This window comes from Marinobacterium sedimentorum (genome assembly GCF_024267675.1).
Classification (GTDB): Bacteria; Pseudomonadota; Gammaproteobacteria; order Pseudomonadales; family Balneatricaceae; genus Marinobacterium_A; species Marinobacterium_A sedimentorum.
This window is the reverse complement of sequence record NZ_JALDYX010000004.1, coordinates 196,258-220,134: the sequence shown is the minus strand read 5'-3', so window position 1 is coordinate 220,134 and position 23,877 is coordinate 196,258. Positions and strand designations below refer to the sequence as shown.

Genomic DNA, 23,877 nt, shown 5'->3' with positions numbered 1-23,877 from the left:
ATAATGCGGTGATCGAGGAATTGCGAAGTATCCCTGGAATCTTGATCGAGCGGTATGCAGCCAGGACAACCAAGGCGTTAAGCAAAATCCAATTGGCAACCAGAAACGCCAGACTCCAGATGCAACAAAGGCCGGTTGCTTTCGCAAACCGGCCTTTGTCTTTTGAATAATGGTCGGGACGAAAGGATTTGAACCTTCTACCCCTTGCACCCCATAAAAGAAAGTCAACATCCACACCGATCCCACCCCGTCCACTACGTTGTTATATATCAATAACTTAGACATAAATTAATCATCTTCTTGTCCCTAGCCTTCCCATGGCGTCCCACCAAAGCTATTCTCAAACGGTCACAGAACGGGCACGAGAAGCGACTTAGTATGGCAACGATTACGGATCGACAGATTAATGCTAAACCAGACAGCAAGGATCGCTGGCTGAATGAAACCGTTATTCGAGGTCATGGTGTATTGGTAGCCCGCATCACACCAAGCGGCCAGCGCTCCTTTTATTTCCGTTACACCAATAATGAAGGCCGTCGGGATCGGCTCCCCATCGGAAGTTATAGCCGGGAAGTCCAGCCAGGTTACCTCACCCTGACTCAAGCCAGATTGAAGGCCAAAGAGTTGGCGGCACTTCACCAGAGCGGCCTCTCTAATATCCGTGAGCAGCTCCAAACAGAGGAGCGCCAGCGACAGGCTGAGCGGGATATCGAGCTTGTGCGCTTAGAACAAGAGAGTCAGACGCACCGCAGCCGAAGAACAGTAACAGAGCTGTTCGAGCATTGGGCAAAAGTAGACTTGGTACGCCGCAAGGACAAGGGCGCAGAGATGCGCCGCCTCTTCACCAAAGAGGTATTCCCGCTAATCGGTTCGATCGCAGTCGAAGATATTCGCCGCCGCGATATCACCAACATTACCGACACCCTCTTGGCACGAGGCGTGCCTCGTATGGCGAAAGTTACACTCAGCTCACTCCGGCAGATGTTCCGATTTGCAGTTGTACGTGAAATTCTCGACGCCGATCCAACAGCAGCTATCAGCAAGACCAGCATCGGTGGACCAAGCATAGAACGAGATCGTATTTTGTCGGATGATGAAATCCGCCAGTTAAAGGAAGGTATTCCGAACGCCGGGCTGCTAATAACCACGGAAACTGCTGTATGGATTTGCTTTTCCACCTGCTGTCGCATCGGAGAGCTGTTAGCTGCTGAGTGGCGAAATATTGACCTCAGAAAACAGGAATGGCTAATCCCCGCAGAAAATAGCAAAAACGGGAAACCCCACACCGTCTACCTTTCTTCATTTGCAATGCGACATTTTGAGCAGCTTCATAATCTTACGGGTGCAGGCCGCTGGTGCTACCCTAACCGCAGCGGCTCAACGTCAGTATGCTCAAAGACAATCACCAAACAGCTGACTGATCGACAACGCCCACTGGAGAAAGGACCCATGAGTGGGCGAAGCCAGAATGGACAGGCTTTGCTAATGCCTGGTGGCAAATGGACCCCACATGACCTCCGCCGCACCGGAGCGACCATCATGGTTGCCTCAGGGGTGCTACCGGAGGTTGCAGAGCGTTGCTTGAACCATACCGAAGAAAACAAAGTAAAGCGCACATACCAACGGCACAACTATGCCAAAGAGATGCAAGAAGCTTGGCAAATACTAGGGCAGCGTTTACAACTTCTTACAGAGAATGATGCCTCCCATGCAATCCCAACCTGCTTCGACAGACAAGTGCATCTCGAATAACCGATGATTTTCTCAACTGCGCAGCGTCCCTAAGGCGACAACGAAACCAGGGCCAATTCATCGGTGAGTGAAGGTCAATTCCGTCATATTGAGCCCTACCTGTAGTTCGGTTCACGCCCGATAGGCCCTTCCGACCTACGACTAATTGCGGTGAACCCATCTTGAGCCAGATACGGTAGCTATCCGATAGTGTCCACCCATCTTCAAGTGGAAACCTATGATGACTTTATGAAGCTTATCTGAAGCATCGTCATTATACCGCCGAGCTCAAATCCAGAATTGTGACAACCTGCCAGCAGCCGGGTACCTCAGTCGCCGGGGCCGCGCTTGATCATGGGCTCAATACCAACTTGGTCCATAAATGGATTCGCACCGCGCAATCACCACAGTCCTCAACACCTTCCTTATATACCGCTCGCGTTGTCGGCCCCCCCCAGATAAAAAAATGATACCGAGCTCTGACGACAGCATTCGCATCGAGATCCCGCGCGCGGGTGGCAGCGTGGCCGTAAGCTGGCCCGTAGCGCAAGCCGATCGCTGCCAGCTCTGGTTACAAGAACCGCTGCGATGATCCGTATTGATGAGACCTGGCGCGGCGAGCGTCTGGAGCTGAACCCAAAACTTCTTGCGCTTGTGCAAGGCCTGCCGTGGCGGCGCATGGGCGCTGCCGGTGTGATCACCGTTCACTTACGTTTCTGCATCTGGTCTCTCACGGCACCCCAAATACTTTAATACCAAAAATGATAATAATCACTTACAACAATGAATTAGACGACATCAATCAATCACCCTAAAGTGTCTTTACCGGAGCAAAGGGCGATCCCAGTCCCGGCACTCACTTATCCAGTAAATCACACGAGAGCAAAAGACATGTCTCAACAACTGATGGAAATGCTTGAACAGGCGTTTGAGGAATCCACCAAGCTTTATCAGGATCGCGGCTTTCAGCGTCGCGTCGGTTTCGGTAAGAAACCCGCGCTGATCAACGTCGACCTCGCCAACGCCTGGACACGTCCAGGCAACCCCTTCACCTGCGATAAAATTGACGACGAAATCATTCCTGGCGTGCAGCGTCTGCTTGAAGCCTGCCGTGCCCACGGTTTCCCGGTTATCCATGTCACCACCTGCTATCAAGTCACCGACCGTGAAAACCCCAATACCGATATGGGCTTGTGGCACAACAAGATCCCGGTTGACGTGGTGGATCAAAGTAATGAAGACCTTTGGGCAATCGATTCGCGTATTGCGCCGATCGAGGGCGAACAAGTACTAATCAAGAAACGCGCCAGCTCCTTCCACGGCACCTACCTGGCAGGCTTCCTGCGCGCAGCCGGCGTGGACACCATTCTGGTAACCGGTGTTACTGCGTCAGCCTGTGTTCGCACTACCCTCTGCGACGGTCTGGCTGAAGGCTTTCGCACCATCGCAGTGAAAGAATGTATCGGTGACCGCGTGCCTGGGGCTGTGGCCTGGAATCTGTTCGATATCGACGCTAAATTCGCCGATGTGGAGCCGGTCGACAAGTGTGTTGATTACCTGAATACCGTTGGTGCAGCGAAAGGCTGAGACTGACTGCATCGGGGCCCCGCGCATTGCACAATCGTGGCAGTCGACACCCAACGCCGACAACCGCAGCGAGGGCCCCTTTTTCAAGTACAGCCAATAACCTATACCGCCTACCCACAACAAGAAGAAGGAACGGTAATGAGCACAGTTATCCGAACACTGCTACTGGCCTCGCTACTGGCCCTGATGCCAATAGCCCATGCCAATGAGGCTACTCGACTCAAGCTGCATAGCAGCATCGCTCAAACACGCCCCGAGGCACAGCAAGTCGAACACTTCGCTCGACTAGTGGATGAAAAGTCCGGCGGCAAGCTGAAAATCGAGGTTTACCATTCAGGATCCCTCGGCCTCAAGGAAACCGATATGATGCGGATCATGAAGGCAGGACTAGTCGACATGGCCTTCCTCTACGGCGAATACTACAACCGCGATGCGCCTGCACTGCCGGCGATCTACGCCCAAGGCGCCATCACTGAAGGTAGCCAACATCTTGAGGTACTGCCTACCCTGCGCGACCTCTATAGCGAGGCCTACGCAAAATGGGGCATCCACAGCGTGGGTGGCGTTGTTGCACCAGTTTTCGATGTAGGCTTGCATTGCAAGGATCCAGTCAACTCCCTTGCACAACTGCAGGACAAAAAAGTCCGCGTATGGTCCAGCCATCTAGTCGATACCTTCAAGCATCTCGGTATCAGCGCCCAGGTGATTCCGCAAAGCGATATGTACCTAGCGCTGCAGACCGGCGTCGTCGACTGCGCCTACTACCTTTCTACTGTTGCTAAAACCGTCTCGCTACAGGAAGTCACAAAGTATGAGGCCTACCTGCATCCCTGGGCAGCCTCGCCCTGGATCTTCGGTGTTAGTGACAAAACTTGGCAACGCCTGAGCCCGGAGCATCGCACTATTCTGCAGTTGGCTGGCGAAGAGGTCTGGGCTGAAACCCGCGACTTGGCCGTAGATCCGGAGCGTGAACGCCTGGCTCGGTCTGAGCGTGAAGCATTAGGTATCACCATGCTGCCGGCCTTCAGCACAAATGACGTAAAAATCTTTGTTAGCGCCGCCAACCGTGCATGGGAAGAAATGGCCGAACGTGCCGGCCCCGAAGGCCTCGGTTACTACCGTACCGTATCCGGCATAACCCACCACTGATCCGAACCCCATTGCGCCGGGCCTTGGCCCGGCCGTTTCCAGGTACAGCTTATGTCCATGCTTACGACGCTGATCGACCGCCTGGCCCGGATGCTGTTCATCCTTGGCGTGCTGGCAGGCATCCTGATGACGGTGCTGATCTTCACCAGCACCCTACTGCGTTACCTGATTGGCCACCCGATTGGATTCTCCGACGAACTGGCTGGGCTGATGTTTGTCACCCTGGCCTTTACCACCATCCCTCATGTGCTGAATCAGAACCGGCATATAGGACTGGACCTGTTTACCGGCATGCTGTCCCACACAGCGCAACTCTATGTGCAATGGCTGGCTGCTCTGATCTTTATTGCTTTCGCACTGATCCTTGCCTGGGAGTCCTGGCAATTCATGACATTTTCCCACCAGATCAGCGCTCGCTCTGATATCAGTGGTCTGCTGCTCTGGCCCTGGATGGCGATCATGCCATTTTCGATGGTGCTAACCATCCTGATTCAACTTAAAAACACCTTTAACCAAAGTACTAGGGAGACACCCCTATGAGCTGGATTATTCTGGGTTCCAGCCTGATCATCTTGCTAGGCACTGGCGCCCTGCTGGGTGCCGCACTGGGGTTGACCGGCTTTATACTGTTACATTTCCAGGCAGGCGGCGCCAGCTCGTTGGCAGTCAATGCGGCCTGGAACCTTCTGACCGAATTTACCCTTAGCGCCGTACCGCTGTTTATCTTTCTCGGTGATATTTTGCTGGCCAGCGGCGTGTCGACGCGGGTTTACAACGGGCTTGCACCACTGTTTCGCTGCGTGCCGGGCCAGCTACTGCATACCAACATCGCCGTCTGCACTCTGTTTGGGGCCGTCAGCGGCTCAAGCACATCCACGGCCGCTGCAATCGGCTCAGTCGGCTACCCGGAGCTGAGCCGACGCGGTTATGACCCTGCCATGGTGGTCGGCACCTTGGCCGCCGGCGGAACTCTCGGCCTGTTGATTCCGCCAAGCCTTTCACTGCTAATCTATGGTGCGACTCAGGATGTATCGATCGGCAAACTGTTCCTCGCAGGACTCGTACCCGGCGTAATGATTGCTCTGGGATTCTTTTGCTGGATCCTACTACGCTCGCGTATCGGCAGCAGGGTCACGCCGCTGGAACAAGATACCTTCAGCTGGCTGGATGCCGGACGCGGCCTGCTGCAAGTCTGGCCCCTACCGATCCTGATTTTTTTCGTGCTTGGCACCATCTATATGGGCATCGCGACCCCCACGGAAGCAGCTGCCTTGGGCGTAGCCGCCTCGATCGGCCTAGGTTTGACATGGGGCGACTTGACCTTGCCCAAGCTCTGGCTTGCCTTCCAGCGCGCCGCCATGATGTTCAGCTCCATCGCCCTAATCCTGGTTGGCACTGTAATCCTGGCCCAGGCAGTAAGCCTGCTTGGCCTCCCCCGAACAGCCGTCGACATGATCTCGACACTTGGTTTTGATCGCTACGGCGTATTGGTGATGGTCGTACTGATTTATCTGGTGCTGGGCTGCTTCTTCGATGGTATCTCGCTGCTACTAATGACACTACCGATCACCTTCCCGATGGTAACCAGCCTTGGCTTCGACCCAGTCTGGTTCGGCGTTATCGTCACCCTGCTGATGGAGGTCGGCATGATTACTCCACCGGTAGGGTTGAATCTGTTCGTGCTTACCTCGATCACCAACAACGAGGTCAATATCGCCGAAGCCGCCAAAGCCTCGGTGCCCTACTGGCTTATATTACTTGGGGCAGTGGGTTTACTGACGCTGTTTCCGGTAATAGTGTTGTGGTTGCCTGATATGGTTTTGAATTGAGAGGAACCTGCCCTTAGCGCAACCCCAGTTAAGCCATAGCGCCTCAGCCTTGCTGCCGAACCATAAACTTCTATGGTTTTGGCTGGGTATTGCGTGGCTTGGACAAACCTTCTCGGTGATTGAAGATTCATCGTGCGACCAACGACAACACATCCTGCGATAGTGGAATAGCTATACCACCAACCAGTGACTGGAGTAACCTCGCCCCAGAAGTAGGAAGTCCTCTTCGTGCAGGCGGTCGAGGTGCTCCATTCACCCTCTAATATGCTGTGCCACAATGTGTCGCCACGCCTTATCAGCGCCCCCTCGAAGTGGCACCTTGCATATAACTCTTCCGAAAACCGTAGCGTTCCAATATGCGAACTCAGGTATCAGCGAAACAAAAATTCGGAAGAGTGTATGTACTGAGTGACTTCAAATTACAGCGTGGAGAACGCTCGGAGCGTCCCTTGCAGCGGATACCCTTTCAACTTTTTTCTCAAGAGCCCTGAAACTGTTGCCCGAGACCGAGTAACGTGAACCATGCTGACTAAAAGGCACCTCGAAAAACCTCGCAGGCCCGTAGTACCCTTGGGTTAAATTCATTGCGTCTGATACAGCGATGGACTGACACCGATGAAAAACCACACAGTGCCCTCAAAACCGATTTGTTTGCCGTCGACCAGCACCGGGAGAAGATCGATCGCCTGGTTGATCCGCTGGTGGAGATCAATCTGCACATCGACTTTTTCCCCTGGCGGCAATCGTTGGTCAAGTTGCGCCCTGCAGAGTGGCCGGCCTCCCTTCTAGACGACGAACACGGTGGTGCGTGTTCTGGTGTTCAAACTGCGATACAACCTGTCTGACGCGAAGATTGATGATGCAGGCACCAAAGCTTTGTTTGATGGTGTAGCGAACCAACTGATGCGCAGGAGCTATATTGCGAGCGGCGGTCAGATCATCGATGCGACGCTTGCCCCTGCCCAAGCAGCGTATTCGCAGTCATGAAAAGACATCATCAAGCAGCAGGCCACGCCCGTCGACTGGAAGCAGGCCCAGCGCAGTCAGAAAGACCTGGATGCCACCTGGACCAAAAGCATGGCAAGCGCCATTTCGGCTACAAGGTGTCAGATAAAGCCTGAACTAATGCACGTTATAAGGTGATTCGCTCAAGTGAGACCGGCACCGCTTCCGTGCATGACAACCGCCGCTGCGACCAGGTAATTGCCCCCTATAACACCAGCCCGAATGTCTACTCCGATCGCGGCCATGACTGCTAGGCTTCGCGGCAATCGCCCTAAAATACAACGCAATGGGGCGCACGCCCACTGTCCGACGGCCAAAAACGTCACAACCATCGGCTTGATTCGGTCTACGAATAGGCATCGATCCGAAGAAATAAACCTTCTTTCCTCGAGGAATTCATCTAATGCCTTCGCTCAACCGAGCGCCAACGCTAGTCGGTTAACGCCACTTCATTACCCATAAAACAGTCCAAAAAAACCTTATCGCCGATATAGAGTTAACGACATCGTGGCATCGTTCTAGGCCTTGCCGCAGCGCCTTTCTAAAGCCCGCCCACGCGCCGATGTGGGCCCTGGTAGAACGCCGACAGATCAGTTTCTCGGTCACCGACAGGAACCAACTGGTGTCAAGCAACTCCATTTTAAGCTCACTCACGCAGCGACCTTCTTCGCTCAGGCGCTCACCGCCCTTCAGCAACTCATCATCACGAGGTCACTCCGGCTCCCCAACGGGTGAAAGGCCCTCTGGGCCGCCATCAAAAAACTGACCGGATCGATAATTCGACACCTTCCCCCACGCAAAAAAAGGCCCCGAACGAGTCGAGGCATAAAAAGGACACAGTAAATGGGACCGGCCGGTATTTGCACCATCCCTAGATCAGGATTCTGGTCGGCTTATGAAACCTCCTCGTTGCCATTCAGCGCCAGCTGCTCGGTCTTAATCCGCCGAAAGCCACCAGAGGCCGGATCATGCACCCAGTTAACGCCAACGCTGGTCGCCAGATAATGGTCGCCGTCAACTGCGCGAACTTCGGCCTGAGGATGCTGTTTTAGTACCCAGAATTTCATCAGCAAGTAATAGAACACCAGGCCGGCGGCAAAACCAACGACAAACGCCCAGCTTCCAGAGAAAAAGGCCAGCCCGCCAGCAAGGGCCCAGGCAAGAATGCCCGCCAGGTTGAAACCACTGCTGTAGCGGTACTGACCCTCGGCCCGATAGAGTTCCGGCACATTGAGACGGCGACGACGGATCAGATAGTAGTCTGCGATCATTATGCCGCCGATGGCCGATAGAAAGGCTCCATAGGAAAACAGGAAAGCAAAGAGATTATCGAGAATGACCCAGGGCATTGCCAGAGTGCCAATAATTCCGGTAAGCAGCACCGCCACCGGGTACTTTATGTAGGGTGCACCGGCATTGACAAAGGTCAAGGCCGCCGGAATCAGGTTGGCCGCGTTGTTGGTTGACCACTGTGCCAGTAGTACCAACGCCAGCAGCACTATTAGACTCAGTCCCTCACTCTGTCCCTGGATCACATTGATCGGATTCCAGTCACCAGCGGCGATAAAGGATGCGGCGCCAATCACCGCGATCCAGGTCTGAGTCAGCGGCAGTGCAATCAGCTGGGCCACAAAGATGTTTTTGTTACGCCGAACAAAACCCCGCGCCCCCGATTCGGTTTTCACATAGCGGGTAATATTCGGAATATCGATAGCCAGGGTCGACCAGAAGGCCACATTGGCTAGGAACAGCGTCAGCGGCGCGATCTCTTGCTCGCCGACGAAGGTCCAGATATTGATGCCCTGGGTGTTGGCCAGTACATCCAGGGTGAAATACATCCACACAGAGATCGCCATGATGGCCGGTGCTGCAATGGATGCCAGCACTTCAACGGCCTTGATACCCAGCGCGGTATTCCCAATCTGCACCAGCGCAAACACGAGATACCATAGAGGCCAGCTGGAGAATCCACTCAGGTATTCGACAATGCCGTTAAGCGCCAGCGCGCCAAGGTACGTCTGGATACCAAACCAGATCGCTGCGATCAGGCCACGGAATATCGACGGCAGATGTGTACCGTAGATGCCGAAGGGAGCACGCAGGTAAACCGAAAACGACAGGCCGTGTTCAGTGCCAATATCGGCGGTTAGCGTCATCAGTAACGCCAGCACCAGGTTGGCAACCAGGATAATGCCGACCACCTGTGGTAGCGGTAGGCCGGCGACACCGTTGGCGCCAAGCTGAAAGGTCGCGATAATCACCGCGATACCAATCCATATCCAGACAAACCCCAGCGCGCCGATGGGGCGCTGCTGTATGCTGACCGGCAAAATGGATTCTTCGAGCAGATGATTGACTGCGGCGGACTCGAGACGAGCGCCAGCCACAGCCGATGATGTATCGGAAGTCATAATAGGGTACCCCATTGATGTAGTAATCGAACGGGTGGGAGCGGACGGCGTCCGCTCCCGGATTGAAGCCTGCGTTAGGCCGAGATAGCCTGGCGTTGTCGCATTTCTGAACGACGGCGCTGGGTTGCATCCGCATCTATCACTACCGCTTCGCTGAGCACCACACCATAGATGTCACGGGCATGCTCTAGACTGCAGAAGTCATCTAGAACGTCCTCGCGAACCTGCTCTGGCGTGCGCTCCAGCGGGTCACCGTAGCCGCCGCCGCAGGGCGAATAGTAGGCCATCACATCGCCGGCCTGAGTGGCGTAACCGGAAAACTTGGACGGCATCAGAGTACGCTCATCGGGGTTGGCCGCGTTGTAGATCTCGGTTCTGCCCACCGCGCCATCAGTGCCACCGAAGATGCCCCAGGGCACATCGTAATGGCGTTCACTCTCATGGGTAATAAAACCTGGCGTTAAAACGCGTTGCGCCTTAACCACCCCTATACCACCGCGGTGCTTGCCTGCTCCCGGCATGACATCGTCACGCAGTTCGTAACGATCGCAGATCATCGGCAGATGCATGCCCAGGTCTTCAATCGGGTTGTTGCGCGTATTTGCCATCAGGTTGTCAATGCAGTCCGGGCCATCCGAACGTGGCCGCCCGCCATAGGCGCCTTCATTGACCTCAAGAAACACCCAGTAGTCGCCGTCCTCCTTCAGGCCCGAATAGGACGCAAAAGAGATTGACGCCGAGCTACCTGCAATCACACGCTCCGGCAGCACCGGTGCCAGGGCACGGATGATCAGGTCGATCATACGATTGCACTGGGTAAAGCGTGCCTCAGCCGCTGCCGGGAATATCGGATTAAAGATGGACCCCTTGGGCGCTACCACCTTGATGGGCCGGAACGATCCCTCATTCGACGGCACCGGCGTTTCCAGTGTGTAGCTATCGAGCAAAAGCATACGAAAGGCTGCGTAAGCCGCCACCTTACAGGAGCCTTCAAAGGGTACGTTGTAAGCAGTTGGCGTCTGGTCGGCGGAGCCGGTCAGGTCGACCGTGACTGAATCCCCCGCCACCGTTACCGTGACAACCACCGGCAATCGGGTTTCACGATTGCGGCCATCATCATCGAGGAACCCCTCTGCGCGATAATCACCGTCCGGAATCGCTGCAATACGCTGCCGTAGCATGGTTTCGGAATAGTCGATTAACTGCTCGATCGCCGCGAAGGCGGTGTCTTTGCCATAACGCGTCAGCAGCTCCTTGAATCGTTTTACACCTAACTGCGCAGAGGCGACCTGGGCCTCGATATCCCGTATCAGCTGCGTCGAGGCACGGCTGTTATGGGTGATCATTTGCGCAAGACCCTCATTACGCTTGCCCTTTTCGTACAGTTTGATGCCAGCCAGCAGCATGCCTTCGGCATAGACATCGGCGACATCAATGATCAGCCCCGGTGTAGCCGCACCGATATCGATATGGTGGGCGGTATTGCCCGCAAAAGCGATCAGTTCACCTTCGTGGAAAATTGGAATGATCACGGCCAGATCCGGGCTGTGGCTTGAGCCGTAGTAAGGGTGGTTGTGCACCACAACATCACCTTCATGCCATTCGCCACCCTGCAGGGTCTGTTCAATACCCCGCAGGTAGGCCGGGATTGAACCGATATGCATTGGCGTCGATTCTGATTCACAGATCGTCTGGTAATTCAGGTCAAACAGCCCGGCCCCCAGGTCCTGGGATTCACGTATGATCGACGAGAACGACATGCGGTACAGCACATGCCCCATCTCTTCGGCGATGGTATCGAGCGCCCCGCTGATCACCTGCAGGGTGATCGGGTCAACTTTAATAGTGTTCATGGCCTCGTCCTCGCATTTAATGTTGGGAGATGATGACATTGCCATAGGGCGTCACTTTGGCGACCCAGCCCGGTGGCACCAGCGACGTGGAGTCATGCTGCATCAGCATGGCTGGCCCCTCGATAAATTGCCCTGCCCGCAATCGCGAGCGGTCGTAGCGGGGTGTTATGCGTGCGCTACCATCGTCGAATATTGTTTCGCGCTCGTAGAGAAACGCATCGACAGTATCACCGGGCTGAGCAGCAGCCAGCGGTGGCCATTCGAGCTTTTGCGACTCAGAATTTCCGATCAGGCGCAATGTCACAAGCTCAACAACCGCCCCCTCAAAGCAGTAGCCGTAGTCCTGCTCATGCTGCCGATGAAAGGTTTCAATAACCTGATTTACCGCAATGCGATCGATAGCTCCCGCGGGGAACTCGGCCCGCAACTCGAAGCCCTGGCCATAGTAGCGACACTCGGCGATCCGACTGATGCGCATCATCTCTTCCGATACATCGTCATTGCGCAGTTGCTCACGAACCTCGCTCTCCAGGCTATCCATACTCAGCTGTAAACGCTCAAGCTGCTGATCGCTAATGGTATTAAGGTCACACATCAGAGACCGGGTATTCTCGTACTGAATATCAGTCGTAAGGAGACCAGCGGCAGCTGTAATACCAGGGGCAGGCGGCACCAGTACCGCCTTCGCGTTCACTTCCTCGGCCAGTGCCGGACCATGCACCGGCCCTGCCCCGCCAAAGGGCATCAGCACGAAATCGCGTGGATCAACCCCCCGTGCAACAGAGCTGGAGCGAATGGCCAGGGCCATGTTGTTATTAACGATCTTGAGGATACCCAGCGCCGCTTCCTCTAGCGACAGCCCTAAAGGTTCGGCAATCTTCTCGCGAATGGCCTGTTCCGACAGCGCCCGGTCTACCTTGAGATCGCCGCCAAGCATCTGATCAGGGTCCAGCCTACCGAGGACAATATTGGCGTCCGTCACCGTCGGTTCGCTGCCTCCTCGGCCATAACAGGCCGGCCCCGGGTTTGATCCAGCCGAGCGCGGCCCGACCTGAAAGCCTCCCGCCTCGTCGACGAACGCTATCGAGCCACCACCCGCCCCAATGGTAATCAGATCAATCATCGGCGCCAGCACCGGATGGCCGGATACGTAGGAGTCCCGCGGATTCATGATCTTGATGCTGCCATCAACCAGAGTGGAGATATCGGCCGACGTCCCCCCTATATCCACGGTAATCAGGTTGCGCTCACCATCGAGGCTGGCGAAATAATGTCCCCCGATCACCCCGCCAGCGGGGCCGGACATCAGGATATTCACCGGGCGCTCGCAGCAGCTCTCAACCGTTGCGACACCGCCATTGGACTGCATAATGCGCAGTTCGGCATCGATGCCATTTTCACGTAATTGGCTGGAAAGATGGGTCAGATAGAATGAGGTTCGGGGGCCTATATAGGCGTTCATTGCGGTAGTGGAAAAACGTTCGTATTCACGCATGACATCGACGACTTCGCTCGAACAGCAAACATAAGCGTCCGGCATCTCCTGTTGCACAATCTCCTTGGCTCGCAATTCGTGGTCCCGATTCAGGAAGGAATAGAGAAAGCCGATGATGACCGCCTCAACACCGCGGGATTTAAGCAACCGGGCCGCCTCTCGCACCTCTGCTTCATCCAGAGCCGTTTCAACATCACCGTGCGGTGGCAGTACCCGCTCGTTGATGGGTATGCGATTGCGACGCCTGACCAGCGGATCTGTTTGCCAGGGAGCATCGAAATGCAGCGAAAAGTTATGCGGCCGCTTGTGCCGTCCGATATGCAGGATGTCGCGAAAGCCTTTGGTCGTCAGCATTCCCACTTCAGCACCGTTGTGCTCGATAGAGATATTGGTTGCGACTGTGGTGCCGTGAACGATCAGATCCACCTCTTCCTTGCCGATACCCGCCTGATTGCAGAGCTCCAATATCCCCCGCATCACGGCGATTGATTGATCCTCGAGGGTACTTGGCACCTTGTGCTTGAAGATCGCGCGGCCGATCGAGTCACGCTCCGTGGTTTCCAGTATCAAGTCCGTATTCGTCCCGCCTACATCTACGCCTATACGTGCCATAGTGCTTGCTTCCTCTGTACGTCGATTGCTGAGCCAGATTGCTGCCGACTTTTGCGAACAGTCGTTCGGGATGCATGATTGCGCATACCCTTGTGATCTTGAGACATGAGACTCTGCTCCATCTTTATACTTATTCGAAAGGTTCCAGGGCCCTGAATCCGGTGGCTGTTCAACTTGTCACCACTTGCAACCTAGTCTATGCTCGGCAATTGATACCGTCTAATTCATTTTAATGAAGAATTGATAACTCCATGAGCATTAATGTTCGATTTGATCTGCGCCACCTGAAAGCCTTCATGGCCGTTGCCGAACTGCTCCATTTCAAGAAAGCAGCAGAGGCGCTGTTTATCACCCAGCCTGCCCTCAGTCGCCTGATAAAGAATTTGGAGAATGAAGTGAAGGCCGAGTTATTTGCCCGAACAACCCGCCAGGTAGCACTAACAGAGGCTGGCCGGCTGCTTCAGGATGAATGTCGGCTGGCATTCAGTCATATCGAGCGCGGAGTCCATCTTGCGCAACGCGCTGCCGAAGGGGACATTGGCCATATTACAATTGCTTATAATGACTTCTCGATCAACGGCAACCTGCCGCGCATTCTCGAAGCCTTTAAGGAAAAGTTCCCACAGGTTGCGGTCGAACTCAGCTATATACCATCTCATCTCCAGCATGAAGCCCTGCGCGACTGCCAGATAGATATCGGTTTCTTAATAGGGCCGTCCGAGGACGACTGCATCGAATCCTTGCTGGTGGACCGGGAAAAAACGGTGGTAATCCTTCCGGTCAAGCATCCACTGGCCCAGCGCAAAACAATCCGACTGAAAGAGCTGGCCGACGAGAAGTTTATTATCGGCTCGGAAGGCGGCTGGCAGGCCTTCCGAGCCCATATATTCACCATTTGCCAAAAGGCCGGTTTTATTCCTCAAATAATTCAGGAGGCTTCCACCAGTAATGGTATTTTCGGCCTGGTGGCCGCCAATATGGGAATCTCACTCTATGCGGAGTGCGTAAAAAACTTCACGCGCCGGGATATCGTCGTGGTACCACTAGAGGAAGACCAGAGCATCATCGAAACTGTCGCAGCCTGGAACACGGCCTACGAAAGCCCTAGCGCACGACGGTTCAAGGAGCTACTCAAGCAGGCACTTTAAGATTGAGAGGTGAGTAATGCCTCTGACTCATCCACAGACTACGATCCCACGACACTACTCGAATATCGCCGCCAGCGGCATAAACGCACAGCCACCGCGATCGAGATCCTGTTCAGAGCGCATTTGGAAGATCATTGCAGCGAGCTGGCCCATCAGTACAGCCAGCACGACAAGGTTCCGCCATCCAAAAAATCCAAAGACCCACTCACACGAGTTCTCAACTTGATTCTGACCTTAGCGGAAAGCGCACGGCGAAACGAGCAGGAGCTGAGGTTACAGCTTGGTATCGGTCCCGATGGATGGCCATCAAGGGGCATCCCCTGAAATGGAGGCGACCTACCGTCAAGACTTGACGCTCTGTCGCGAGGGGCCGCGCCCTTTTCGGTACTGGTGGAGTTGCGCCGGTTTTACAAGTTACACGCAGAATACCAGACGGCCTTTAAGCTGGCAGAGCAGTTCCGTAGACTGGCCAAAACTCGCGCCAGGCAGCGTTTTATATATCAATCAGGGGCTCTTTCTATCTTCAATCCAGCCATGACATTCGAACACTTCAGGAACCTCGCAATGGCAACCATGAAGTCTACCCTTGCTCAATGTCGAGCAAAAATAAGACTGGCATTTACGCCGCCAAACCCGAAGCTATTAGACATCACCGTATCGACCCGGCAGCCACTACGGGTTTCATGAATCGGCGGACAGCCTTCCAGTTCCGGATCCAGCTGTTCGATATTATGGGACGCGATCATCAGGCCCTGTTGCATCATAAGCAATGAGTAGATGGCCTCATGCACACCGGCCGCTCCCAGCGCATGGCCACTCAGTGCCTTAGTCGAGCTATACGGCGGCACTTCACCGCCAAAGGCAGCCAGCGCCGCGCGAATTTCCACCAGATCACCGGCCTGGGTACTGGTCCCGTGGGTGTTGAGGTAATCAACAGGTCCGTGCCAGCTATCCAGTGCCATTTGCATTGCGCGCAGAGCGCCCTCGCCGGAGGGCGCCACCATATCCAGGCCATCCGAAGCGGTGCCATATCCCACCACTTCGGCATAGATATGGGCACCGCGGCGCAGGGCGTGATCCCTTTCCTCAAGCACCATTACCCCCCCACCACCACTGATCACAAACCCATCGCGATCCCGGTCATAGGGTCGGCTCGCCCGCTCAGGTGTGGCGTTAAAGCGGGTTGAAAAGGCGCCCATCCCATCAAACATGCAGCTCTGACTCAAGTGCTCGGCTTCCGCGCCGCCGGCAAAAACAATTTCCTGCTTGCCGAACTGGATTTGTTCGAAGGCATGACCTATACAGTGCGCACTGGTGGCACAGGCCGATCCAATAGAGTAGTTCAGCCCTTTGATGCCAAAATAGCTAGATGCACAAGCCGACGCGGTGCTCGCCATCGTTCGGGGTACCCGATAGGGACCGACCTTGCGAGCGCCCTGATTTTCGAGCAGACGGTTAGCCTCGACAATATCTTTACTCGACGCGCCCCCGGATCCCAGCACACACCCTGTTCGCGGATGTGATACCAAATCCGCATTCAGTCCGGCATCGGCAATGGCGTCTCGCATCGCCAAACAGGCATAGACAGCTGCATCCCCCATAAAACGTGCCTGCTTGCGCTCAATTGACTCAGAATTAGCCGTCACCTGACCGGACAAATGACAACGCAGCCCTGCATCACGGTAAGTGCTGTTTATCCCGATGCCCGAGCAACCGCCTACTAGCGATGCCAACACTTCATCCAGACTGTTGCCCAGGCTCGATACGATTCCCATTCCGGTTACAACCACTCGACGCATAGCACAGTCTCCGCATCCACAATTGTTCAGCTGCCGAGTCAATACGACAGCAGGCGGCCCGATATTAAGCCAAAGCAACATGAAGATTAATTGCCTTTGCGGAATCGATTGATAACACCAATGAGAGTAGTTACAGCCCGCGGTGATAAGGGGCCTGATGATCACAACAGTGCCAGGCTATAGTGGTGAAATAGGAGGTATGTCGGCCTTTACTGCCAGCGTTCCCTACGAGTCCTTTTGACTGGCCGCCTCCCATAACCACAGTTGGCAGCAGCACCCCGGATTTGTCGTTGGAAGACTACGTGGCCGCAATCCGTGCCACCAAAACCCTCCCACTCACCACCGACTTTGGCATCAATAACTGTGCCCAAGTACAGGCACTGCACCGTCATAGCGATATCGCCGTGATCGGCTCAGGCCTGCTGGATGCCTATAACCGCGGTGGCCCCGCGGCCGTACTGTAGCCGTGAGGCCGCTGCGAGCCTGAGTATCCGCCGAGTGGGATCAGCAATAAAGAAGATAAAGAAACGGGTGCGATCTTGAGCACCTACCTGATCGAAAATAGAGTCTTACCGCCCCGACCAGCAGAGCTTGACCGCCCGCTTGATCTCAGAAAATCAATACTCGTTACCTACCCCATCACCAGGTTCGGCAGCCACATGACCAGCTCCGGAAAGAGCATGCAGAACACCAGAACCATAAGCTTCAGCAGAATGAAGGGCGTCACCGACTTGTAGATATCCAGCATGCTGACATCGGGGGGCGCAATTCCCTTCAGATAGAACAACGCAAAACCATAGGGCGGCGTCTGCACCGCGATTTCAATATTCAGGATCATCAGAATACCGAACCAGATCGGATCAAAACCAAGATCCACCACTATGGGAGTAAAGAGCGGCGCGCACATCAGTACGATGATGAACTCATCGATAATGAAGCCCAGCAACAACATAATCAGCTGCATCAGAATTACCACGCCCAAAGGCGGTAATCCCAAGTCCTTGGTGAAGCCGGCCACCATATCCTGCACGCCCATCATCAGATGAAAGTTGCTGAACAGCGTGGCTCCCAGAATAATCCACATAGCCACACTGACCAGCATGGCCGTCTCGATACCGGCCATGCGAAACATGCCCATGCGGAAACGCTTGAAAAAGAAAGCAAGTATCAAGGCCCCGACGACCCCAATGGCGCCGGACTCGGTCGGTGTCGCGATGCCGCTGACAATACTGCCCAACACCGCCATAATCAGCAGGAGAGAAAACAGACCATCCCGCAGCGTCCGCAGTTTTTCCTGCGGTGACATCGACGCTTCCTTTCCCGTCCCCATCGGAGCGCGTGCCGGATTTAGCTTGCAACTGATAACGATATAAGCCACTAACAGGCAGATCGTAACCAGCGCCGGCACCAATGCGGCAATGAACATCCTCCCGACAGAGTTCTGGGTGGAGGCTGCAAACATGATCATAGGCACACTGGGAGGAATCAGAATCCCGAGGCCCCCGCCGGCCATAATCACCCCCAGCGCCAGCCGTCGGTCATAGCCGCGCTCCAGCATCGGCCTTAGCGCAATACTGCCGGAGGTCATGATACCAGCACCGATAATACCAACCATTGCGCCAATCATGGAGCAGACACCCACCACGCTGATTGCCAATGACCCGCGCACCCGTCCTATGATCAACTGGCTGGCATTGAACATCGCGTCGCCAATGCCCGAGCGGGTAAGCAACTGGCCCATATAGATATAAAGCGGAATCGCCAGCAGGATAAAACTGAACAATGTCGATTCAAAGGTACTGGGCAATATATTGAAAATCCCCTCGCCCCAGGTGCCATACCCCACGGCCATGGCAATACCGCCCAGCGCCAGACCAACCGGTGTTCCAATCACAAACGCAATCAGGATACAAAGCAGCAAAACACCCGTAAGCAACTCAATTCCCATCTTCACGGACCTCCTTCGGATTCAGCAGCAGGTCTTTTCCCGCCAGTAGATGATAAGCATCCCTGATCATGTCGCTGAAAAGCTGCAGGATCATCAGCACCGCCGAGATCACCAGCATAAGCCAGAAGTGGTGCATGTTCGGCGCCCATTCACTCATGCGGCGATATTTAAACTCGATTGCTTCGTTAAACTTTTCGATGCAGACAATAATGACTATCACCATAAAGAAAATCGCCAATAGCGCCGACAGCAGATTAAAGATACGGCGACTCTTGCCGGAAACCGACATATAAAGAATATCGACGTTGATATGAGCCTTTCGCTGTTGCGCATAGGCGCCGCCAAGTGCCGCCAGATAACCGAAGCAAAACAACGACAAATCATAGGCCCATATAGTTGGCTGATTCAGTAGATAGCGGGAAAACACTTCGAAGGCCACGATCAGAGCAAGCAAAGGCATCAGATAAGAGGTGGAACGGCCAATAAAGGCCACTAGGCGTTCAACACTGGCGCAGTAGGTTCTGAGAACGTTTTTAATCATGGACAAGCTCTGAGAAGAATAGGCAGAGGCCACACCCGTGCCTTCGACAATCAGCCCCCGCTTCGGGTAGCGGCGATGAATATAATTGACGCAGCACGCACAGTGCGCCCCTGTCTAGAGGGTCGGCGATTACTTCAATTTCAGGATATCTACAAGCTGCTTGCTGTATTTGTCCTGCTCAGCGTACTCGTCCCACAGGGACTCACCTGCACTGGCCCAGGCAGACTGGTCATCGGCGCTCGGCAGAGGGCTCCACTGCATCCCCTTGGCTTCCATGTCTGCGATAGCCTCTGACTCCCACAGACGAGACTTAGTCATCTGCAGCTGCGCATGCTTGGCGGTGGCAGACTGCACTATGGCTTTGAGGTCTTCGGGCAATTTATTCCAGGCACTTTGATTAACCACTACCGGCAGCACTTGGGCTCCGGCCAACGGCAGACGGTACATGTACTTCGCCACTTCGACATGGTTACCATCACGATGATCAATCAGGTTGCTGCCGATGGAGCCATCAATAACCCCTGTGGCCAGCGCGGTATAGATTTCGCTCCAGGTCAGGGACACAGGCGCAGCCCCGAGCTTGCGCACGAATTTACCATAGGCGCCCGGGGCCCGCAGTTTCAAGCCCTTAAAGTCTTCAATTGAATTGATCGGTTCCTTGGTCAAGAGATAGACTGGCGGCTGAATATAGGGATCCAGCCATACCAACCCCTGCTCGCCGTAGGCACTTTTCAGCACCTTATCCCAGCCCTTCTCATGAAACAGGACGCTGAGCTCCCCTACATCGGCGGTACCGCCTGGCAGACCCACTTCAACAATACCCACCGGCATCTCTCCGGCATTCATCGGCTGAAAAGGTGCCCCCATAGTAATAAGACCCGATTTAACCGCCCCCAGAATACCGGTGGTCGCCACACCCTCTCCGGCATACATCATTTTGACGGCCATGCGCCCACCGGACATGGTTTCAATATCCTGTGCCAGGCTCGCATAAACTTCACCAAACGCCGTGCCTCGCGTATAGAGGTTGGCAAAACGCCAGTTGTACTCCGCAGCCGAGGCGCTTGATACCAGGGTGGTGCAGCCCAGCAGAAGTGCAACGGATCCCGTCATCAATCGCTTCTTCACTTTACCTAGTAATGTGCGCATCCATAATTACCTTTCTAGTTATTTGAAATAGCCGCGAACCGACCATTCACTCATCAGTTCGCGGGCAGGTTAACAAAGGCCCTGCGGCCGTTACATCACGTCTTGCACACCTAAAGGTGAGGTGCCATCAAACATTCACCTACCGCTGCGGCGAGGGACATCCAGCAGCCCCCCTCAAAACAGCTGCGAAGCCGTTGTGCGGATCGCGGTTACCAGTTGATCGACATGCGGCTTTTCGATGGTTAATGGCGGCGAGAAGGCGATACTGTTGCCCACCGCCCGAATCATCACGCCGTTGTCGTAGCAGGTGCCCTGGAAGGCCGCGCCGACCGGCTTGTCGCCGAAGGCCCCTTCCGCAAACTGTACTGCACCGATCAGGCCGTAGTTGCGTACATCCACTACCTGCTCGATATCCCGCAACGAATGCAGCGACTGCTGCCAGTACTGGCCGATCTCGCCGGAGGCTCGTGTCAGCAGGCCTTCACGCTCGTAGATATCCAGGGTGGCAAGCCCCGCTGCACAGGCAACCGGGTTACCCGAGTAGGTGTAGCCGTGATAGAACTCGACGGCGCCAGCGGGTGCACTTTCCATAATGCAGTCGTGAATGGCATCGTCGACGAACACGGCGCCCAGCGGCACGATACCGTTGGTGATGCCCTTGGCCGAGACGATCATGTCGGGCACCACATCGAATTCGGTGGCTGCAAAGGCGGATCCCAGTCGCCCCCAACCCGTGATAACCTCATCAAAGATCAGCAGGATATCGTGCTGGGTACAAAGTTCGCGCAGCCGTTTCAGGTAGCCGGCCGGCGGCAGGATAACGCCACCTGCACCGCTAATCGGTTCCACTATCACCGCAGCGATACTGCTGGCATCGTGCAATCGGATCAGCTCCTCCAGCGCATCGGCTTTTTCCAGCCCGTGCTCCGGCAACCCCTTGCTGAAGGCATTCCGGGTCAAATCCAGCGTATGTGGCAGATGATCGACCGGCAGCAACGGCCCGAACCCCTTGCGATTAGACGTCAGCCCCCCGACCGATATACCGCCGAAGTTAACCCCGTGGTACGCCAATTCCCGGCCAATCAGCTTATATTTTCCGGCCTTACCGCGGGCCACCTGGTAGGCCAGCGCAATTTTCAGTGCGCTTTCAACAGCTTCGGAACCTGAGTTGGCAAAAAAGACCTTGTTCAGGTTTCCCGGCGTATGCTGAATCAGACGCTCGGCAAACTCGAAACCGATATCATGCCCGAAGCTGAACGGCGAGGTGTAATCAAGCTCAAGCGCCTGGCGGCCAATGGCCTCGGCGATTTCGGGGCGGCCATGGCCAGCATTGACACACCACAAACCGGCGGTCGCATCCAGAATCTGGCGCCCCTCATCGGTATAGCAGTAAACGCCCTCGGTTTTTTCGATAATGCGCGGCTTCGCTTTAAAAGACCGGTTCGGCGTAAAGGGCATCCAAAAAGCATCTAGGCTTTTATACTTTTTCATTTCACAAAAACCCCGGGTACAGTGTATTAAAGGGTACAGACATAACCTGAACGATATGCCAACGGGACCCGGCGAAAAATAACCGTATCGCTAACTAAAGTTTGAACCCTGTCAAACAAATGCCCCATTAACGCCCGCAAACCGGTCAGATGCCGCAACTATCCCTAGAGCCAGACCAGCTGATCGGCGCGCTCGACAATCAGTTCATGCCAACGCTGCGCGAGCCCTGGCAGGGGTATTTCCCAACTGGAAAAGGCCGTATTGGCCACGTCGATCGCTGTATTGCATTGTTATGCTATTCGAAGTCGCTTAACATGAATTTTGCGCAGCGTATATATATGCACCCCGTCATTGCGCCCGACACGACAGATGATGATGATCTCTTAATGTTTAGTTTTAGACAGTAACTCATGAGTCAGAAGAACTACTCACTCGGGCAGGTCGGCGACTTTGAAATCAAGCAGCTGCGTATATTCAAGGCGGTGGTCGACAACGGTGGCTTTTCCGCCGCCGAGACTGAGCTCAACATCAATCGCTCGACGATCAGCATTCATATCTCCAATCTTGAATCGCGTCTCAATCTGAGCCTGTGCCGCCGCGGGCGCGGCGGTTTTGCGTTGACCCCGGAGGGGCGCGTGATCTACGAAATGACCCGCACACTGCTCGACTCCCTCGAGCAGTTCCGCGATGTAGCCAATGAGATGAGTCACAACCCGGCAGGGGAACTGCGGATCGTGGTCAGCGACGGCATCAGCCTGGACCCGCGCTGCCGATTCCCGGAGATGATCGGCCGCTTCTGCGATCTGGCACCCGAGATGACGCTGCACAGCGAGGTCGCCGCGATGGCCGATATCGAACGCATAGTGCTGAACGATGAAGCCAATGTGGGTCTGACTCCCTATCACCGCAGGCTCGACGGCCTGAACTATATCCACCTGTACAGCGATACCTGCCGGCTTTACTGTGGTCAGGCCCATCCCCTGTTAGCGCTGACCGATGACGAGCTCACCGATAAGATGATCGACGGCTTTACGGCGATCCAGCCCGGCCTGAAGCTCCACGAGGAGGCCAGTCAGCAGCTTTGCGCCATGAGCCTGAAGGCGACAGCCTACTTCTACGAAACCCGGCTGGCGCTGATTTTGTCCGGCAAGTTCATTGCCTTCCTGCCGGAAGCCTATGCCGAGCCCTATGTGCAGAGCGGCCAGCTGAAACGGCTCGGCGGTGATGACCGCTTCTATACCCTCGGGATCGCGGCCATTACCAAGAAACGCGCAAAGCCGAACAGACTCACCGCGCTCTTCCTGGACATCATCCAGGAGTTCAGTGGCCAGCCGGCCGGTTGAGAAGTCTCGATCAGGGTACTCAGCGCAGGGCTACTCCTCTGCGAGCTTCGCCTCGCGCACGATCGCCGTGATGATTGGCACCGGCGTCAGCAAATGGTCCAACATCAGGGTTCCGGCCCGCTGCGCATCACGCTCGAGCAGCGCCTCTACGATCGCCGCATGTTCCCGGCGCTTGTTCACCAGTGCTTCAGTGGAAAATACCGTCTGACGTAACCATAGCTGCCGATAGCGCTCAGCCTGATCCATCAGGGTCGCGCGCAACTCAAGCAGTTTCGACGAACCGCAGCCCCGGGCGATGGCGGTATGAAATTCCTTATGTCGTTTGTCCCAAAGATTCATCATCTCGTCGGTACTGTGGAGTGCTGCAACACTGGCCAGCGTGTGGGCCTTGCCGATCACCTCGGCTTCCCAGTGTTCATCGCCGCGCTCGACGGCCAGGCGCACGATCATGGCCTCGAGATGGGCGCGCGCATCGTAGATGTCGTTCAGTTCCTGCAGTGACATTTTCGCCACCCGGAAGCCCCGCTGGCTGGCCGCCGTGACCATACGTTCGGCCACCAGTTGCGACAGCGCCTCACGCATCGGACCGGCACCGATCTGATAGCGCTCTTTCAGGTGGCTCATGAGCAGCTTGTCGCCCGGCCGGAATTGCCCGCTCGTAATATCCCGCTTGAGCAGCCCGTAGGCAATCACCGCCTGATTCTGTCGTTCAGCTTCCATCGTCATCGCTCGTCACAAAGTCCGTATCGGTTCACAGCAGACCGATTATACCCACTGAATCCGCTC

The 23,877-nt window shown here is 55.2% G+C and carries 21 protein-coding genes; 11 read left to right on the top strand and 10 right to left on the bottom strand.

Translation table 11 applies throughout. The features are described 5' to 3' along the window. The first annotated feature begins 378 nt into the window (after positions 1 to 378). From MRS74_RS06440 to MRS74_RS06415, 7 genes are all read left to right on the top strand, one after another. Entirely contained in the window at positions 379 to 1,752 is a 1,374-nt protein-coding gene (locus MRS74_RS06440; protein ID WP_254579452.1) for a tyrosine-type recombinase/integrase, read from the top strand. Between the two features lie 239 nt (positions 1,753 to 1,991). Further along, a complete protein-coding gene (locus MRS74_RS24190; protein ID WP_368671253.1) occupies positions 1,992 to 2,201 on the top strand; it encodes a transposase in 210 nt (69 codons plus the stop codon). A gap of 118 nt (positions 2,202 to 2,319) precedes the next feature. Next, complete coding sequence (locus MRS74_RS06435) at positions 2,320 to 2,484, top strand: hypothetical protein (RefSeq protein WP_254579451.1); 165 nt, start codon at positions 2,320 to 2,322, stop codon at positions 2,482 to 2,484. Positions 2,485 to 2,622: 138 nt separating this feature from the next. Further along, on the top strand, positions 2,623 to 3,318 hold the full coding sequence (locus MRS74_RS06430; RefSeq protein WP_067296601.1) for an isochorismatase family protein: 696 nt from the start codon (positions 2,623 to 2,625) through the stop codon (positions 3,316 to 3,318). A 138-nt stretch (positions 3,319 to 3,456) separates the two neighbouring features. After that, positions 3,457 to 4,467, top strand: a complete 1,011-nt coding sequence (locus MRS74_RS06425) for a TRAP transporter substrate-binding protein (protein ID WP_254579450.1) — start codon at positions 3,457 to 3,459, stop codon at positions 4,465 to 4,467. 51 nt (positions 4,468 to 4,518) lie between these two features. Then, entirely contained in the window at positions 4,519 to 5,007 is a 489-nt protein-coding gene (locus MRS74_RS06420; RefSeq protein ID WP_067296611.1) for a TRAP transporter small permease, read from the top strand. Further along, entirely contained in the window at positions 5,004 to 6,296 is a 1,293-nt protein-coding gene (locus MRS74_RS06415) for a TRAP transporter large permease (RefSeq protein ID WP_254579449.1), read from the top strand. The genes MRS74_RS06420 and MRS74_RS06415 overlap by 4 nt, the downstream gene beginning before the upstream one ends. 581 nt (positions 6,297 to 6,877) lie before the next feature. Here MRS74_RS06415 and MRS74_RS06410 read toward each other — a convergent pair. Further along, positions 6,878 to 7,015: a hypothetical protein gene (locus tag MRS74_RS06410; protein WP_254579448.1), complete on the bottom strand. Its 138-nt coding sequence runs from the start codon at positions 7,013 to 7,015 to the stop codon at positions 6,878 to 6,880. 97 nt (positions 7,016 to 7,112) lie between these two features. Here MRS74_RS06410 and MRS74_RS06405 point away from each other — a divergent pair, with 97 nt between their 5' ends. Continuing rightward, the gene (locus tag MRS74_RS06405; RefSeq protein ID WP_254579447.1) at positions 7,113 to 7,283 is read left to right on the top strand and encodes a hypothetical protein; all 171 of its coding nucleotides are present in this window, start codon (positions 7,113 to 7,115) and stop codon (positions 7,281 to 7,283) included. Positions 7,284 to 8,194: 911 nt separating this feature from the next. Here the strand turns inward: MRS74_RS06405 and MRS74_RS06400 are convergent. The 3 genes from MRS74_RS06400 to MRS74_RS06390 form a co-directional block, all read right to left on the bottom strand. Continuing rightward, positions 8,195 to 9,712, bottom strand: a complete 1,518-nt coding sequence (locus tag MRS74_RS06400) for an NCS1 family transporter (protein WP_254579446.1) — start codon at positions 9,710 to 9,712, stop codon at positions 8,195 to 8,197. A 74-nt stretch (positions 9,713 to 9,786) separates the two neighbouring features. After that, positions 9,787 to 11,565 (bottom strand): hydantoinase B/oxoprolinase family protein, encoded by a 1,779-nt coding sequence (locus MRS74_RS06395; RefSeq protein WP_254579445.1) that lies wholly within the window; start codon positions 11,563 to 11,565, stop codon positions 9,787 to 9,789. A gap of 16 nt (positions 11,566 to 11,581) precedes the next feature. Beyond that, complete coding sequence (locus tag MRS74_RS06390) at positions 11,582 to 13,672, bottom strand: hydantoinase/oxoprolinase family protein (RefSeq protein WP_254579444.1); 2,091 nt, start codon at positions 13,670 to 13,672, stop codon at positions 11,582 to 11,584. A gap of 251 nt (positions 13,673 to 13,923) precedes the next feature. Between MRS74_RS06390 and MRS74_RS06385 the strand changes: the two genes are divergently transcribed. Next, positions 13,924 to 14,820: a LysR family transcriptional regulator gene (locus MRS74_RS06385; protein ID WP_254579443.1), complete on the top strand. Its 897-nt coding sequence runs from the start codon at positions 13,924 to 13,926 to the stop codon at positions 14,818 to 14,820. Positions 14,821 to 15,410: 590 nt separating this feature from the next. Here MRS74_RS06385 and MRS74_RS06380 read toward each other — a convergent pair. Then, positions 15,411 to 16,619 carry a beta-ketoacyl synthase N-terminal-like domain-containing protein gene (locus MRS74_RS06380; RefSeq protein ID WP_254579442.1) on the bottom strand — a complete coding sequence of 403 codons (1,209 nt, stop codon included), beginning with the start codon at positions 16,617 to 16,619 and terminating at the stop codon, positions 15,411 to 15,413. A gap of 290 nt (positions 16,620 to 16,909) precedes the next feature. Here MRS74_RS06380 and MRS74_RS06375 point away from each other — a divergent pair, with 290 nt between their 5' ends. Further along, positions 16,910 to 17,083, top strand: a complete 174-nt coding sequence (locus MRS74_RS06375; protein ID WP_254579441.1) for a beta/alpha barrel domain-containing protein — start codon at positions 16,910 to 16,912, stop codon at positions 17,081 to 17,083. A gap of 167 nt (positions 17,084 to 17,250) precedes the next feature. Here MRS74_RS06375 and MRS74_RS06370 read toward each other — a convergent pair whose 3' ends face one another. From MRS74_RS06370 to aptA, 4 genes are all read right to left on the bottom strand, one after another. Continuing rightward, positions 17,251 to 18,567, bottom strand: coding sequence for a TRAP transporter large permease (locus tag MRS74_RS06370; RefSeq protein ID WP_254579440.1), 1,317 nt, complete (start codon positions 18,565 to 18,567; stop codon positions 17,251 to 17,253). Next, positions 18,557 to 19,108, bottom strand: a complete 552-nt coding sequence (locus MRS74_RS06365; RefSeq protein WP_067296639.1) for a TRAP transporter small permease subunit — start codon at positions 19,106 to 19,108, stop codon at positions 18,557 to 18,559. The genes MRS74_RS06370 and MRS74_RS06365 overlap by 11 nt, the downstream gene beginning before the upstream one ends. Positions 19,109 to 19,237: 129 nt before the next feature. Further along, on the bottom strand, positions 19,238 to 20,221 hold the full coding sequence (locus MRS74_RS06360; protein ID WP_254579439.1) for a TRAP transporter substrate-binding protein: 984 nt from the start codon (positions 20,219 to 20,221) through the stop codon (positions 19,238 to 19,240). 210 nt (positions 20,222 to 20,431) lie between these two features. Next, complete coding sequence (aptA, locus tag MRS74_RS06355) at positions 20,432 to 21,748, bottom strand: omega-aminotransferase AptA (RefSeq protein WP_254579438.1); 1,317 nt, start codon at positions 21,746 to 21,748, stop codon at positions 20,432 to 20,434. A 410-nt stretch (positions 21,749 to 22,158) separates the two neighbouring features. Here aptA and MRS74_RS06350 point away from each other — a divergent pair, with 410 nt between their 5' ends. Further along, complete coding sequence (locus MRS74_RS06350) at positions 22,159 to 23,091, top strand: LysR family transcriptional regulator (protein WP_254579437.1); 933 nt, start codon at positions 22,159 to 22,161, stop codon at positions 23,089 to 23,091. 30 nt (positions 23,092 to 23,121) lie between these two features. Here MRS74_RS06350 and csiR read toward each other — a convergent pair whose 3' ends face one another. Continuing rightward, the gene (gene csiR, locus MRS74_RS06345; RefSeq protein WP_254579436.1) at positions 23,122 to 23,817 is read right to left on the bottom strand and encodes a DNA-binding transcriptional regulator CsiR; all 696 of its coding nucleotides are present in this window, start codon (positions 23,815 to 23,817) and stop codon (positions 23,122 to 23,124) included. Positions 23,818 to 23,877 lie beyond the last annotated feature (60 nt).